Genomic DNA, 13,336 nt, shown 5'->3' with positions numbered 1-13,336 from the left:
TTTACAAGAGTCTGAAAGCTTTTAACTTTCTTCATTCCCAGCATGGGGTGTGGTGGGAGGAATGTTTTTTTGGGACTTAACCTTGGACTTAAAGGAATACTGATAGTTCACATTATCTGAAGCGTTATAAAAAAAGGGAACTTCCTTAGTTTCAAACAGATCTTTAGGCGCTGGATCTACCTCTGAATGTACTACCTGTGTAGGAATACTTCCATCCAACATTCTGACTGGTACATTCCGATAGTGAATGGCGGCCACTATACCTGCAAAAGAACCTAATAAATGACTTTCCCAGGAAACGGAAGGATCTGTAGGCAACACCCCGTAAACCATCCCTCCATATAGAAAAAAGACGGATAAAGAAATGGCAACGGATTTCGAATCTTTTCTCAGCAAACCCGAAAAAAACATAAAAGCCACTAAGCCATACACCACCCCACTGGCTCCAATATGGTAGGCACTACGCGCAATCATCCAAACCCAAAGACCTGTCACCAGATAAATCCAGATGAAAACCTGTTTGGCGATTTGCTCATAAAAATAAAAAAGGCCAATACCCAAAACCAGTAAGGGAAAAGTATTGGATAACAAATGCATAAATCCACCATGCACTAATGGAGAGGTAATAACCCCAATAGAACCATTCAGTGTTCTGGGTAAAATACCCAAAAAGCCCAAGTCCAGACCCATTATCCATTCAAAAATCCGAACTACCCACAATAGAGAAACGAAGCCAAATGTATATATCAGGCTTTTGTAAAATATTTTGGATTCTTGCTCGATCATGGATTCATATTTATTTACAATTCTATTTAATAAACTGTAATCATTCCTGAAAGGATTCTCCCAAAGGGACAAAACAAAAAGATTTTATATAAATGACTTAAAAAGTACATTCCATCACTCATTCTAATCTCAATACTCCGTAAAGAATTAGGCCGCAATACAGCCAAATCTCTCTATTTGGAGCATTTGCTCTGAATTATTGTACGGTTCGGGGGCAATCCCGAACCCTTTAAATATTCTTTGGATATAGTTTCGATTAAAATATAGCATCTTAATACTTGATAATGAGAAGGGTTCCTTTTCTTCGGTTTTATTATCAAAATAGTGAAGCGCTTTTGCCACGGACACCGCCGTTAGGGACATATTGATGTGATTATGTATCTTATTTTTACTCCTTGCTTGGCAGTGAGTCAAACCGGTGAATTGTTTGGCATCTCGAAATAGAAACTCAATTTGAAATCGAAGTCGATAACGCTCAATTATTGCGGAACCGCTTTGATTAATGTCTGTACTGAATAAAATTTCTCGTCTGGTTTTCCCATTGTCAAGCTCAGTAACGACGACCACACACTTGATCCATCGTTTAAGACTTTTACTATGAACCTCTGCTTCGAAAGCCTCCGAGTTTTCATTTTTGAAACATAGTGTAAAGTGTCTTTGGTCAAGATTATTAAATTTCACTTTTTCTCCATAGACCTTGGGTCGCCCTCTTTTTCCGGTAGGTGGTTCGGTATTTCTGTAACGAAGAAATGCGTTTTTAGCCAATTTACTAATGACAATAAACCCTTTTTCTACTATTGGATCGACGAATGTAAAGCGCGAAAAGTAAGCATCAACAACCACACTATCTGATACTTGCTTGTACAATTCAACATTTGACAAAATCAAATTGGCATAAAAGGTCAGCAAATTAAATGACTCGTCCTCACTCTTAAAGGTTTGATGGGCCTCTAAATGCATTGCGGTTTTACTTTCGAGGCCAACACTTGCTATTCCAGTAATTTCTAGACCTCTTTTTGTTGAATTATCGCAGCCTGACCAAAAGTACCCTAAACCTGGGGTGAGTTGACCACTTTTGGAAACATAACTTGGATCAAAGGCAATGATGCGCAATTCATCTTTAAGTGTCTTAATGAGCTCAATATTGAAAAAAAGGTAATTGAAATATTTTTCATACCATGATCTAATCGTGGCCTCATTGTACCGCAGATACCGACTCATGTTGGTGAAATTATTACGACCACGGAAAGACAGTAGTCCTTTCAAATTTTCTATCATGAAATCCCTCTCCCATTTGTTAATGTCTAACATTTTATGGAATATTTGCGCTAGGAGTGTTTCGATGCTCTTGATGGTGACTTAGTATGTTGGTGTTTGGCGATACAAATATACAGGTCACCATTTTTTTTACAATAGCTCAAAACTCTACGGAGTATTGTAATCTGACTTAGGCCGAATTATTCATGCTTATATACGCTTGCAGCTAAAAGGCGCAAAAAGGGCTTTCTCATAAAAAACTCTATCGGCTATTCAATACATTTTATTTATTAACCAATCTTTAAGCCGAGTTATTCCCCGCCAAATTCATCAACCCAACTCAGACTACTCATTTTCAACACAATAAGATTACACTTCCTAATTTATTGACTACCCCAATTTGGGCAAGCTCGCTTTTTCTTCAGCTTCGTTGATAAAAAAGGAAGCAAAAATCAAGGCGATGATCAATTCCGGAGAGTCACCAAACCTTCTTCCGTAATCCATCAAGGCGATAATTGATAATGGGAGAAAATAGAAGAAAATAATGATAGGATAAATCTCTTCAGCAGCATCGTCGTTGGTTTTTCACCAATTGACCAAGACCGACTGTTGATAAAAATAGATTTTGCCTTATAAAGTCTTTACCGTAAAAAACCGTAGCCTGACTATTAACAAGCAGTCAAACCAAAAAGAACCTCTTATGGAACTGGATCTTACTAAGATCTCTTCATTTGAATGTTTTAGGAAAAGCCGTGAAATTGAGAAAAATGAAAAAATTTTACCTACCTCTAATTTTTCCTAACAAAGCCGATGATTGAAGAGAAAGAATCGTCCCGCAAATTTAAACGGCTAAAAAATCAGCAAAATCAATCACAACACCCTCACAATAGACGATTTAGTATTTACTACATCTGAGCCTATTAATTCGGCTTAAAAATAAATTTCCTGAGCCAAACGGTAAGTATTCGCATGCGCATTAACAATGGTGGATACATTCTCGGAATAGCCGCCACCCATGGAAATCATGACAGGCAAACTTCTTTGATAACAATTTTGCAACACCATGGCATCCCGACGCCGACAGCCGTCCATGCTTAAGGCCAGTCGACCTAATTTATCAGAAGCCAGCACATCCACCCCGGATTGAAAAAAAACGAATTCTGGACGAAAAGTATCCAGTACCTCCAACAGCTTTTCCTCCAACAAAGCTAAGTAGGCGGCATCTTCCATTCCATCGGGGCATGCCACATCCAGATCAGACTTTTCCTTATGCATCGGATAATTCTTTTCGCCATGCATGGAAAAAGTAAAGACCCTATCTTCATTTTGAAAAATTTCCGCTGTGCCATTTCCCTGGTGCACATCCAGGTCCAGAATTAATACCCGCGTGAATCCTTTCTCCTGAATAAGGTATTGAGCCGCGATCGCCTGATCATTTAAGAGGCAAAAGCCCTCTCCCCGGTCTGAATAAGCATGGTGCGTTCCTCCGGCAATATTCATGGCCAGGCCGTAGTTCAGAGCAAATTTCGTGGCTTGTACCGTACCGGCAGCCAGTAAAAATTCCCGTTCTACCATTTCTCTGCTCCATGGAAATCCGGAACGACGAATTTCGGCCTTGCTTAGTTTTCCAGAGACCAATCGCTCCAAATAATCAGCCTGATGCGTTTGACTAATCCATGGGCTAGCATCTATTTCAGGAACAAAAAAATTCTCTTCTTTTACCGTTCCTTCATACAACAGCTGCTGGGGAAGCAATTCATATTTGGCCATGGGGAACCGGTGACCTTCCGGAAGTGGCAAAATAAAAGATTGATCAAAGGCAATTTTGAGCATATTATTCCCAAAGCGGGTATTTGTTGAGCTGAACACTTTCACCAAAAAACAGGGCTGAACTCATTTCAAAAGACTGGGTATAATCCGACACCATGAAATAATCCTGACGAGCCGGCTTCTGATTCCTTAGAATCCCCTGTTCAAGTAATTTATCCTTAATAGCGGCTGCCACAATCGCCGGGGAATCTATCACATCCACCTTCCCTTTATAAAAGTCCTCCACTTCATCCTTGATCAAAGGATAGTGAGTACAACCCAGAATCAAAGAACGAATGTCCGCCAACTCTTTTTGGCTCAGGTATTCATTAATCACCGAGCGAGAAATCTGATTATGGTGAAAGCCTTCTTCAATCATACCCGCCAATAAAGGAGTCGCCAATGATTTCAGACTAACTCCTTTTTGGAAATGGTGTATTCGCTGGCGATAAATATTGGAGGAAATCGTTTGGCGCGTACCGATGAGCCCTACGGTTTGATCCGGATAATGCTCTACTACATAATCCACCACCGGGTCAATCACATTCATCACCACCGCTTTCGAGCCTACATACTCCTTCACCAAATCAAAAGCCGCGGCAGAGGCAGAATTACAGGCAATCACGATCATTTTACAGGACATGCTCAACAGCACATTGCAAATCTTAATGGCATAAGCCTGCAGGGCCGCCGTAGACTTTTCCCCATAGGGCAAATGTGCTGTATCCCCGAAATAAACAATACGCTCCTGAGGCAACACTTCTTTGATCGCCTTGGCCACTGTCAGCCCTCCGATACCAGAATCAAAAATGCCAATTGGTTGGTTTTTATTATCCATTACGCCATTAAATCAGAACGCCAGGCTTTCGCTTCCTCCAAAGCTTTCAGCAAAGCATTCATTTCAATATCAAAACCACATTTAAAGTGTCCTTTCGGACATTTTTTATGCCCGTGAACGCCACAAGGTCGACACTCCAAAGGCTTTTCCACCTCTACGATGCGATTAAAATCCGCCAAGGGCCCGTAACCAAAAGCCGGAACGGTAGAACAATAAATCGCCACCGTCGGGGCATTCATGGCTGAACATAAATGCATGGGGGCTGAATCATTCACATAATTCAACAAAGCATCTTTCATCAATGCCGCCGATGCTAACAAAGGTAAAGCACCTGCCAGGTTCACAATATGGGGATGCCTAGCCTGATTTTTTAATTGCTCACAAACGTCTTTATCCGAAGGAGCTCCTAAAAGATAAATCGTCAGATCTGCAGGCATTTTATCCATCAATTCCACCCAACGCTCCGCAGGAAACTGCTTAGTAAACCAAACGCTGGTAGGCGCCATACAAACATAATCGCTGTTTTTATAAGGTGCTACTTTTTCGTAATCCTCCTTAGTGGGATACAGCTTAGGCTGATTTTTTTCATCATCAGTAAAAGCTGCTAACAAAGCCTGATTCCGTTCTACTTCATGTATATAATAGTCCGAGTCCATACTGGAAAAGTGGTGTTCCCCTTTCACATCAAATGCACTGGACAATGGATTCTTTTTAAAACCAATGATTTCCTTTGCACCGGATGCGGCCGCCATCAATCCGGATGAGAAAAAGCGCTGGAAATTAATCACCTTATCATATTCTTCCGCCCTGATCTCACTGATCAAACGTCGCATTTCTTTGAATTTCCCACCTTTCTTATCGAAAACGTATACTTTTTTTAAGAAAGGGTGATCTTTCACCAAGCCTTCATTGCCTTTTCTTACTAAAAAATCGATTTGTGCGTGGGGATAATATAGATGCAATTTTTCCAATGCAGCCGTGGTGAGAATGACATCTCCTATAAATGCGGACTGCATGACCAAAAATTTGGGATTTTTCTGATTCATGGCGTCAAATATACAGGAAATTTCTGATCAATCAGGTTAGGAAATAAAAATCCCGATGTGAAAACAAAAAACTTCCGCAACTCGAATATTATGATAGAACAATAATCAAACAAACATTATCAACACCATAACCATTCAATTTCATGGAAGATTTACCGGAATTCGAAAGAAAGTATGCGGATTATTTATCCGAGAAAGATCTGAAAAAAATCAAAGCGCTGGAAAAAGAAACAGGCAAAACGCTTTTGGCCTACTATACCCCTCCAAAACCCGCCCAGTTAACCGATGAGGAATTGAAAAAAGTACAAAACTTGGAAAAAAAATTGTGCGTCCGAATCGTTGCATACGATTACCACACTTCCTGACTTGTCTGATACAATAAAAAGGGCGACCAAATTGGTCGCCTTTAGTATATTCTTTTACTTTACTATTATAACTTAAATTTGCTCGAATCGCTGCAATAATTCCGGGCCTAACCAAGCATCTGTAGCCGCATAAAATTTTTGCCCCTGACTCAAGGGATACTTCTCCCAATTTGAAGTTTGTTGCGTTTTGGAAATTCTAACGCCCATCAAAATACCCGCTAAATTTCTTGCTCCGGTTTGTTGAAAACCTTTCTCTTTTGCCACCTCCGCTAAATCCACAAAACCCTGAGGTTCAAAATCAGCATATTCCTGCAAACCTCTGATATCATCTAAGAGCGCAATTCCCACTTTCAAGTGATCCGCACTACTCATTAACCACTGTAGTTCTATGGGAAAACCGGTTTTGTGAAGGTGAATCAGATAAGCAGTTTTGGGTGTAGACAATTGCAATAATGCCACACTATTGGAAAACCCCTTTTGGGTTGATGGTCGCGTCTCAGTATCGAAACCTATACGATGATATTGCGCTAAATCTTTTACGGCTTCCATTAATGCTTCCCGACTGGACACCGTCACGATTTTCCCTTCGTATCTGCACAATGGCAATTCATTAACTTCCTCTTTCGAAATTTTTTTCTCTCCGTTTAGATATGCGCTGAAATCAATCATTGTTTTGGTTTTGATGTTTACAATTAACTGATTTCAAACACCTTGCCAAAAAGGAGCATTCCTTTAACAGCACCTCCTGCCCTATAACAAAAAAGAAAAATTGATTTTTTTGAGTTGGCCTGTTAAACCTTTTAACTTTGAACGCATCCAAGGAAAAATCATTTTTTATATTCCATTGAAAGAAGAAACACTCCTCTATCACCTTAAATCTGAGCAATGCAACCTGCGAGAGCTGGGCTTTCGCAAGTTGGTGGAAAATTACCAGGAAAGGGTGTATTGGCACATCAGAAAAATGGTGGTGGATCATGAGGATGCGGATGACCTTACGCAGGAAACATTTGTAAAGGTTTTCCGGAATTTTGACCAATTCCGTGGAGATGCCGCCCTTTTTACCTGGATTTATAGAATTGCCAGTAATGAATGCCTCAACTTTTTACGCAAAAAGAAAAAGCGCCACTTTCTGCCCTGGATGGAGGCGGAAAATGAGCTTATTCAAAAAATAGATCACAGCAACACCTTTAATGGAGATGAAATTCAGAGGATCTTGCACAAGGCTATATTAGGACTTCCACCGCAACAACAGTTGGTGTTCAATATGAAATATTATGAGAATTTGAAATATGAGGACATTGCACGCATTACCGAAAAAAGCGTGGGCGCCTGCAAAGCGAACTACCATCATGCGGTAAAAAAAATTGAAGCCCAACTGGAAAAGCATTAAACCATTGATGATTAGAAACCTCAAAGCAATAAAGGCATTATGAAACTTTCAGATATTCCCAAAAAGAACCCCTACTCCACTCCGGATGGGTATTTTAATCAATTAGCGGAAAAAATTGATCAGCGCATTCATCAGCAGGAAAAACCCTCCCTATGGGATTATCCTGCCATCAGGGTGGCGGCTTCCATCAGCATTGCCGCAACGCTGGCCCTGCTGATCAGCTGGCCTTTTGGTCACCAGCGACTGACAACACCCGAATTCTCCCCAGAAGAAGTTTATGCTTATCTGCGAGAAGAAAATCAGCCCCTTGGGCTGGATATTGAAGAACAGGAATTGATCCAATCACTACCCATGGAGGAGCAGGATCTGAAAATGAAAATCACGGAGGAGGATTTACAATATGAAATCGATTACTTTCACTATACCAATGACATTTTTTAAAATGAAACGTCAATTTATAACCAATAGCATCAAAACGATTTTCGTTTTAATGTTCTGTAGCACGATACAGCTGAGCTTTGCCCAGGGTAATAACCGGGAGAAAATACACAATTATAAAGTGGCTTATTTTACGGAACAGCTTGACCTGAGCAGTCAGGATGCAGAAGTCTTTTGGCCTGTTTATAATAAAATGAATAAGGAAGCCGAAACTTTGCGCAGACAAATGCGCCGACTGGTTGAGGACATTAAAACGGGCAATTATGCCGACAAAGAAGAACAGGGCCTGCAGGAAGTATTTGAGCTAAAAACCAGAGAAGTGGATATTCAAAAAAAATACCTGAGCGAAATGGCGGAAGCTTTAGACGCCGGCATCGCCCTGCAAGTACCGATACTAGAGGCGGAATTCAGAAGAAAATTATTAAAGAATGCGGAAAACCGTAAAAGAGGCGGAAGCCGCAACAAGTAAAACTTGATCAGCGGTGCCCATATGCTTAAATTGGGCGCCTATGGAAAAAGTCAAATCCCATATTAGTCTTTCCCAATTCAATCAGGAAATCAAATCCGTATTGCAACGTAGCATGGCCCCCAGCTATTGGGTCGTAGCAGAAATTGCCGAAATGCGGATACACGGTGCAGGACACTGTTATTTGAATCTGGTAGAAAAAAAGGGATCGCAGTTTTTAGCTCAGATTCGGGCCACTATTTGGGCCTATACCTTTCGGAATCTAAGCGCCTGGTTTAAAACACACACCGGCTCTGATTTAGCCAATGGCATGAAAGTGCTGGTGAAGTTAGAAGTACAGTTTCACGAGGTTTATGGCATCTCTGCCAATATTCTGGATCTGGACCCCAACTATACGCTTGGAGAAAGGGCCAGAAAACGTAAGGAAACCATTGATCAGCTACAGGCCGATGGTATTTTTGATTTAAATAAAGAACACCTGTTGCCCACTGTTCCGCAACGCATCGCCATTATCAGTGCGGAAAATGCGGCCGGCTTCGGGGATTTCAGAAATCAGATCAAAAATAACATTTACGGCTACTCCATCACGGGCAGACTCTTCCCTTCGGTGATGCAGGGACAAAACGCTCCGGAAAGTATTATAAAGGCATTAATGAGTATTTATGACCGGGTGGAGGAATTCGATGTGGTGGTGATCATCCGTGGTGGTGGAGCACAAACGGATCTGGATTGTTTCGACGATTACGATCTTTGTGCACATATTGCCCAATTTCCACTTCCGGTGCTCACCGGAATTGGACATGAACGGGATGAGACCATTGCTGATTTGGTGGCGCATACCAAACTGAAGACACCGACGGCTGTAGCAGAATTCCTGATTGAAGGCTTCCGAAGCTATGAAGAAAATGTGCTCAATCTGGTCAATACCATCAGCCAGAATGCTGCCCAACGCCTTCAACAGGACAAGGACAAACTCCAGTTTCTAAGTAATAAGTTGCAGATTTCAGCAACGGGGCATATCCGGGCGCAGGAAAAGTATCTGGAGCAATTATACCGCATCATTCCACAGAAAGCAGGATTGAGTCTCCAAAAGGAAAACCTGATACTGGAAAGCCTCAGGGATCGGCTTAAAAAAGCGCCAAAGCTGATTATCGAAAAAGAAGAACAAAAATTAGCGTGGTTACAAAAAAACATACAACTACTCGATCCTAAAAAATTACTAAAACGCGGCTATTCTATGACCACCTTTGGTGGAAAAGTGCTCTCTGAGCAAAATAAACCAGAGAAAGGTGATGTCATTCAAACCCGAACAGCCAATTATACCATTGAAAGTACAGTGAATTAAAATATGGAAACACAAAGCTATAAATCCGCCCTGGAAGAACTGGAAGGGATTGTCCAGAAAATGGAACAAGAAAATCCGGAAGTCGATGAATTGGCCGGCATGGTAGAACGAGCGGCCACCCTCTTAAAATTTTGCCAGTCCAAGCTTAGAGGCTCTGAAGAAAAATTGAATAAGGCGTTGGAAAAATTGAATGAAGATCCGGAAGAGGACTGACAATTCTCCAATTAACCCGAATTATTCACCGCTAAATTTACCTGCTAAGCATAAGTGGCTTACTTTCGGTTTATTATAATTTATTTTCTTTAATTTATAATAGCCCAAACTGGAGCAGGCTTGCTTTCTACTCATTCATCTGTTTCGTTGGAAAAAACTCGAAATAGGAAAAATTTCTTCATTTTTTCCGCCTTACAGCTAAACGAGGATTTAATCATGAAAAATCCGGGTTAAACCATCCCCTCACAAAATTTTGGGGACAAAAAAAAGGCGAAATGCGGGATTACTCCACATTTCGCCTTTTTCTGGTTTAAGCTTTAAAATTTACAAAATAATACCTGCCATTGTTCCGGTCATCAAACAAGCCAGAGAAGCCGCTAATAAAGCCAACAAACCCAACTTTGACAGGTTTGCTTGCTGAGATGGCGCTAATGCCCCAATACCTCCTACCTGAATCGCAATGGAGGAGAAGTTGGAAAATCCGCACAAGGCATAAGTGGAGATAATAATCGCACGGGAGCTTAAGTCTCCAGCGGCCTTCAACTCCGACAAATTACTGTAAGCAACAAATTCATTAATGGCCGTTTTTTGTCCTAATAAAGAACCCACCAATAAAGACTCACTCCATTCCACCCCCATAATATAGGCAAATACGCGAAAAACCTGACCGAATAAATATTCTAAAGAAAGTCCTTCAAAAGCTCCACTAGTACTTTCTTTGATCATCATATTCAAAGAAATCCACACATCTTCATCTGAAGTATAACCGATCCATTCTCCTAAAAGGTCGGTGAACATATAGTTGATCGCTGCAATAATGGCAATAAAGGACAACAACATCGCCCCTACATTCATCGCCAGGCCTAAACCATCTGAAGTCCCTCTGGAAACGGCATCGATGATATTCACCCCCACAGATTCCGGATTTACTTTCATTTCCGTATCAATCTGATCATGATGCTCTTCAGGAAATAAAATTTTGGCCATCACCACGGCCGCAGGCGCATTCATTACTGAGGCCGAAAGTAAGTAGGATGCGAATCTTGCCTGCTCCACCGGATCAGAACCTCCCAAAAACTTCACATAACCCGCTAAAACACCACCTGCAATAGTCGCCATTCCTCCGGTCATCAAACACATCAACTCAGATTTGGTCATTCCGGCAATGAAAGGCTTCACCAATAAAGGCGCTTCTGTCTGCCCTAAGAAAATATTACCGGCAACGGATAAACTCTCCGCACCGGAAAGGCGCATGGTCTTCTTCATCACCCAGGCCAATACCCAGACAATCTTTTGAAGAATCCCTAAATAATACAAACCAGTGGAAACCGCAGAGAAAAATACGATGGTGGTCAGTACCTGAAAAACGAAGATAAAACCGGAACTGTCTACATCTGCCAAGGGGCCAAAGAGGAAACCCGCTCCTGCTTCTGTAAAACCAAGGAAGGTCACGAAGCCTTCACTAACGGACTCAAAGCCACTTTTTACGAAAGGAACTTGGGTGATTAATACCCCAATCACAATTTGTAATAATATCCCTGATCCTACTAGTCGCCAATCAATCGCTTTTCGATTACGTGAAAAAGCAACCGCCACTCCGAGAATGATCAGTACACCAACGAAACCCCGTACAATTTCCATCAAATAATATAATTTTTCGGCAAAGGTAATTTATTCTATGGCACAAAAAAAGCCTACTACAGAATAGTAAGCTTTTTCTAAGAACTTTTTAATTAAAATCATTGTCGCTTATTAATCTCGTCGCGAATTTCAGCAGCTTTTTCATAATCCTCATCCATAATGGCCTTCTCCAGCATTTCATTTAGCTTGGCTAAAGAAGTATTTTTCAATTTGGAGGAACCACCGCTACTTCTGGAAACACTTCCGGAGCTTGGTGGTACCGGATCTGCTTTACTGGTAGGATTGTCTGCCGGTGCAAAAGAAGACAAGTCCTCCGCCTTTTCAGCGGGCTTACCTTCGTCCTCTTCTTCATCAGTCAGTACAATTCCTGCTTCTCCTAAAATACGCTCATAGGTATAAATAGGGGCTGAAAATCGCAAGCCAATCGCTATGGCATCCGAAGGACGCGCATCAATCTCGATATTTTTCAAGCCATCATTGCAGACAATCTTGGCGTAAAACACCCCTTCCCGCAAATCAGAAATCAGGATTTCCACCACCGTAAAATTAAACGCATAACCGATTGATTTAAACAAATCATGCGTCATCGGACGGTTAGGAATAATTTTTTCAATTTCAATGGCTATGGCCTGCGCCTCAAACATACCAATAATGATGGGCAACCTTCGGTTACCACTTTCTTCTCCCAAAACCAGGGCAAAAGAACCTGACTGGGACTGGCTGGAGGAAAGACCTAAGATGTCGAGTTTGATTTTATCCAAAATAATCTAGCTTTTGACCGCCTTTATCGCTTCAGTAAGCTTAGGGAGTACTTCAAATGCATCACCAACGATACCGTAATCTGCCGCTTTGAAAAATGGCGCTTCCGGATCCTTGTTAATGACTACAATACATTTTGACGAGTTTACCCCTGCAAGATGCTGAATTGCACCCGAAATACCAACAGCAATGTACAAATTAGGGCTTACTTTTATTCCTGTTTGTCCAACATGTTCGTGATGAGGACGCCAATCCATGTCGGATACCGGCTTGCTACAGCCTGTAGCGGCTCCTAAACTACTGGCTAAATCCTCAATAATCCCCCAATTCTCCGGGCCTTTCAATCCTCGTCCACCGCTAACCACAATTTCTGCTTCCGGAAGTAAAACATCCCCCTCCTGCTTGTGAGTTTCCAATACTTTTAATACAAAATCTCCATCAGAAAGGCTTACTGCTACCTCCTCTACCACGGCTTCTCCTCCATCGGTTTTCAATTCCACGGCATTTTTCTTTACCACCAATACACGTTTATCCGCCTCTACATTCAGGGTTTCAAAAGCTTTTCCGGTGAAAATTCCGCGTTTAACCTTGAATTGCCCACCTTCAACGACCGGCAATTCAATCACATTAGACACGATGGCCGCGCCTGCTTTTACCGCCGCTCTGGCGCCCGCGGGAGTTGCTAAAGCAGATTGCGCCAACACCAAAGTGGTGGCACCGGTTTGCTCAAACACCTGCGAAATCGCAGAAGCATAAGCCATAATACTCGGCGTGTTTAATCTTTCTTCCTTGGCATGCAGGATTTTACTCGCTCCCGCCATGCCTAAAGCGCCCAATTGGGAATCTTCCACCAGCCCTAATACTAAAGCGGTAACTGCGCTTCCTTCCTGCTTGGCAATTCCGGCACCAAAGGAAACGGCCTCCAATGAGCTTTTCTTTATATTTCCGTTATCTGATTCTATAAATACTAATACAGACATAAT

The 13,336-nt window shown here is 41.7% G+C and carries 15 protein-coding genes; 6 read left to right on the top strand and 9 right to left on the bottom strand.

The window, feature by feature from the left end; genetic code table 11:
* Positions 1-21: 21 nt before the first annotated feature.
* The 5 genes from AAA970_RS07015 to AAA970_RS06995 form a co-directional block, all read right to left on the bottom strand.
* Positions 22-786, bottom strand: coding sequence for a rhomboid family intramembrane serine protease (locus AAA970_RS07015; protein WP_338236511.1), 765 nt, complete (start codon positions 784-786; stop codon positions 22-24).
* Between the two features lie 147 nt (positions 787-933).
* Positions 934-2,097 carry a transposase gene (locus tag AAA970_RS07010; protein WP_338235692.1) on the bottom strand — a complete coding sequence of 388 codons (1,164 nt, stop codon included), beginning with the start codon at positions 2,095-2,097 and terminating at the stop codon, positions 934-936.
* Between the two features lie 876 nt (positions 2,098-2,973).
* Positions 2,974-3,876, bottom strand: coding sequence for a histone deacetylase family protein (locus AAA970_RS07005; RefSeq protein ID WP_338236510.1), 903 nt, complete (start codon positions 3,874-3,876; stop codon positions 2,974-2,976).
* 1 nt (position 3,877) lies between these two features.
* Positions 3,878-4,690 carry a glutamate racemase gene (gene murI / locus AAA970_RS07000; protein ID WP_338236509.1) on the bottom strand — a complete coding sequence of 271 codons (813 nt, stop codon included), beginning with the start codon at positions 4,688-4,690 and terminating at the stop codon, positions 3,878-3,880.
* Positions 4,690-5,736: a glycosyltransferase family 9 protein gene (locus AAA970_RS06995; protein WP_338236508.1), complete on the bottom strand. Its 1,047-nt coding sequence runs from the start codon at positions 5,734-5,736 to the stop codon at positions 4,690-4,692. Before AAA970_RS06995 ends, murI begins: the two co-directional genes overlap by 1 nt.
* 143 nt (positions 5,737-5,879) lie before the next feature.
* Between AAA970_RS06995 and AAA970_RS06990 the strand changes: the two genes are divergently transcribed.
* Positions 5,880-6,101 carry a hypothetical protein gene (locus AAA970_RS06990; RefSeq protein WP_053404734.1) on the top strand — a complete coding sequence of 74 codons (222 nt, stop codon included), beginning with the start codon at positions 5,880-5,882 and terminating at the stop codon, positions 6,099-6,101.
* A gap of 72 nt (positions 6,102-6,173) precedes the next feature.
* On the opposite strand, the gene AAA970_RS06985 is transcribed toward AAA970_RS06990, so the two are convergent.
* Positions 6,174-6,770, bottom strand: coding sequence for a 3'-5' exonuclease (locus tag AAA970_RS06985; protein WP_338236507.1), 597 nt, complete (start codon positions 6,768-6,770; stop codon positions 6,174-6,176).
* A 175-nt stretch (positions 6,771-6,945) separates the two neighbouring features.
* Here AAA970_RS06985 and AAA970_RS06980 point away from each other — a divergent pair, with 175 nt between their 5' ends.
* The 5 genes from AAA970_RS06980 to xseB are packed head-to-tail and all read left to right on the top strand — an operon-like array spanning position 6,946 to position 9,953.
* A complete protein-coding gene (locus AAA970_RS06980) occupies positions 6,946-7,491 on the top strand; it encodes an RNA polymerase sigma factor (protein ID WP_420916723.1) in 546 nt (181 codons plus the stop codon).
* Between the two features lie 39 nt (positions 7,492-7,530).
* Positions 7,531-7,932 (top strand): hypothetical protein, encoded by a 402-nt coding sequence (locus tag AAA970_RS06975; protein ID WP_338236506.1) that lies wholly within the window; start codon positions 7,531-7,533, stop codon positions 7,930-7,932.
* A gap of 1 nt (position 7,933) precedes the next feature.
* Positions 7,934-8,398, top strand: coding sequence for a hypothetical protein (locus AAA970_RS06970; RefSeq protein WP_338236505.1), 465 nt, complete (start codon positions 7,934-7,936; stop codon positions 8,396-8,398).
* 40 nt (positions 8,399-8,438) lie between these two features.
* On the top strand, positions 8,439-9,740 hold the full coding sequence (gene xseA / locus AAA970_RS06965) for an exodeoxyribonuclease VII large subunit (RefSeq protein WP_338236504.1): 1,302 nt from the start codon (positions 8,439-8,441) through the stop codon (positions 9,738-9,740).
* A 3-nt stretch (positions 9,741-9,743) separates the two neighbouring features.
* Positions 9,744-9,953 carry an exodeoxyribonuclease VII small subunit gene (gene xseB / locus AAA970_RS06960; protein WP_060686184.1) on the top strand — a complete coding sequence of 70 codons (210 nt, stop codon included), beginning with the start codon at positions 9,744-9,746 and terminating at the stop codon, positions 9,951-9,953.
* 324 nt (positions 9,954-10,277) lie between these two features.
* On the opposite strand, the gene AAA970_RS06955 is transcribed toward xseB, so the two are convergent.
* The 3 genes from AAA970_RS06955 to AAA970_RS06945 form a co-directional block, all read right to left on the bottom strand.
* Positions 10,278-11,594, bottom strand: a complete 1,317-nt coding sequence (locus AAA970_RS06955; protein ID WP_053404728.1) for a NupC/NupG family nucleoside CNT transporter — start codon at positions 11,592-11,594, stop codon at positions 10,278-10,280.
* A 98-nt stretch (positions 11,595-11,692) separates the two neighbouring features.
* Positions 11,693-12,355 carry a bifunctional nuclease family protein gene (locus AAA970_RS06950; RefSeq protein ID WP_053404727.1) on the bottom strand — a complete coding sequence of 221 codons (663 nt, stop codon included), beginning with the start codon at positions 12,353-12,355 and terminating at the stop codon, positions 11,693-11,695.
* A 6-nt stretch (positions 12,356-12,361) separates the two neighbouring features.
* The gene (locus AAA970_RS06945; protein WP_338236503.1) at positions 12,362-13,333 is read right to left on the bottom strand and encodes an electron transfer flavoprotein subunit alpha/FixB family protein; all 972 of its coding nucleotides are present in this window, start codon (positions 13,331-13,333) and stop codon (positions 12,362-12,364) included.
* Between the last annotated feature and the right edge of the window lie 3 nt (positions 13,334-13,336).

Origin of the sequence: Persicobacter diffluens, from assembly GCF_036244895.1 — a bacterium.
GTDB classification, from domain to species: domain Bacteria; phylum Bacteroidota; class Bacteroidia; order Cytophagales; family Cyclobacteriaceae; genus Persicobacter; species Persicobacter diffluens.
The sequence above is the reverse complement of the archived record's forward strand: the minus strand, read 5'-3'. Positions and strand labels throughout refer to the sequence as shown.

Bases quoted from the DNA above. Each gene is read 5' to 3' on its own strand.
- xseB (WP_060686184.1), top strand. From the start codon at position 9,744: ATGGAAACACAAAGCTATAAATCCGCCCTGGAAGAACTGGAAGGGATT.
- AAA970_RS06945 (WP_338236503.1), bottom strand. From the start codon at position 13,333: ATGTCTGTATTAGTATTTATAGAATCAGATAACGGAAATATAAAGAAA.
- AAA970_RS06975 (WP_338236506.1), top strand. From the start codon at position 7,531: ATGAAACTTTCAGATATTCCCAAAAAGAACCCCTACTCCACTCCGGAT.
- AAA970_RS06985 (WP_338236507.1), bottom strand. From the start codon at position 6,770: ATGATTGATTTCAGCGCATATCTAAACGGAGAGAAAAAAATTTCGAAA.
- murI (WP_338236509.1), bottom strand. From the start codon at position 4,690: ATGGATAATAAAAACCAACCAATTGGCATTTTTGATTCTGGTATCGGA.
- AAA970_RS07010 (WP_338235692.1), bottom strand. From the start codon at position 2,097: ATGTTAGACATTAACAAATGGGAGAGGGATTTCATGATAGAAAATTTG.
- xseA (WP_338236504.1), top strand. From the start codon at position 8,439: ATGGAAAAAGTCAAATCCCATATTAGTCTTTCCCAATTCAATCAGGAA.
- AAA970_RS06955 (WP_053404728.1), bottom strand. From the start codon at position 11,594: ATGGAAATTGTACGGGGTTTCGTTGGTGTACTGATCATTCTCGGAGTG.
- AAA970_RS06995 (WP_338236508.1), bottom strand. From the start codon at position 5,736: ATGAATCAGAAAAATCCCAAATTTTTGGTCATGCAGTCCGCATTTATA.
- AAA970_RS06970 (WP_338236505.1), top strand. From the start codon at position 7,934: ATGAAACGTCAATTTATAACCAATAGCATCAAAACGATTTTCGTTTTA.
- AAA970_RS07005 (WP_338236510.1), bottom strand. From the start codon at position 3,876: ATGCTCAAAATTGCCTTTGATCAATCTTTTATTTTGCCACTTCCGGAA.
- AAA970_RS07015 (WP_338236511.1), bottom strand. From the start codon at position 786: ATGATCGAGCAAGAATCCAAAATATTTTACAAAAGCCTGATATATACA.
- AAA970_RS06990 (WP_053404734.1), top strand. From the start codon at position 5,880: ATGGAAGATTTACCGGAATTCGAAAGAAAGTATGCGGATTATTTATCC.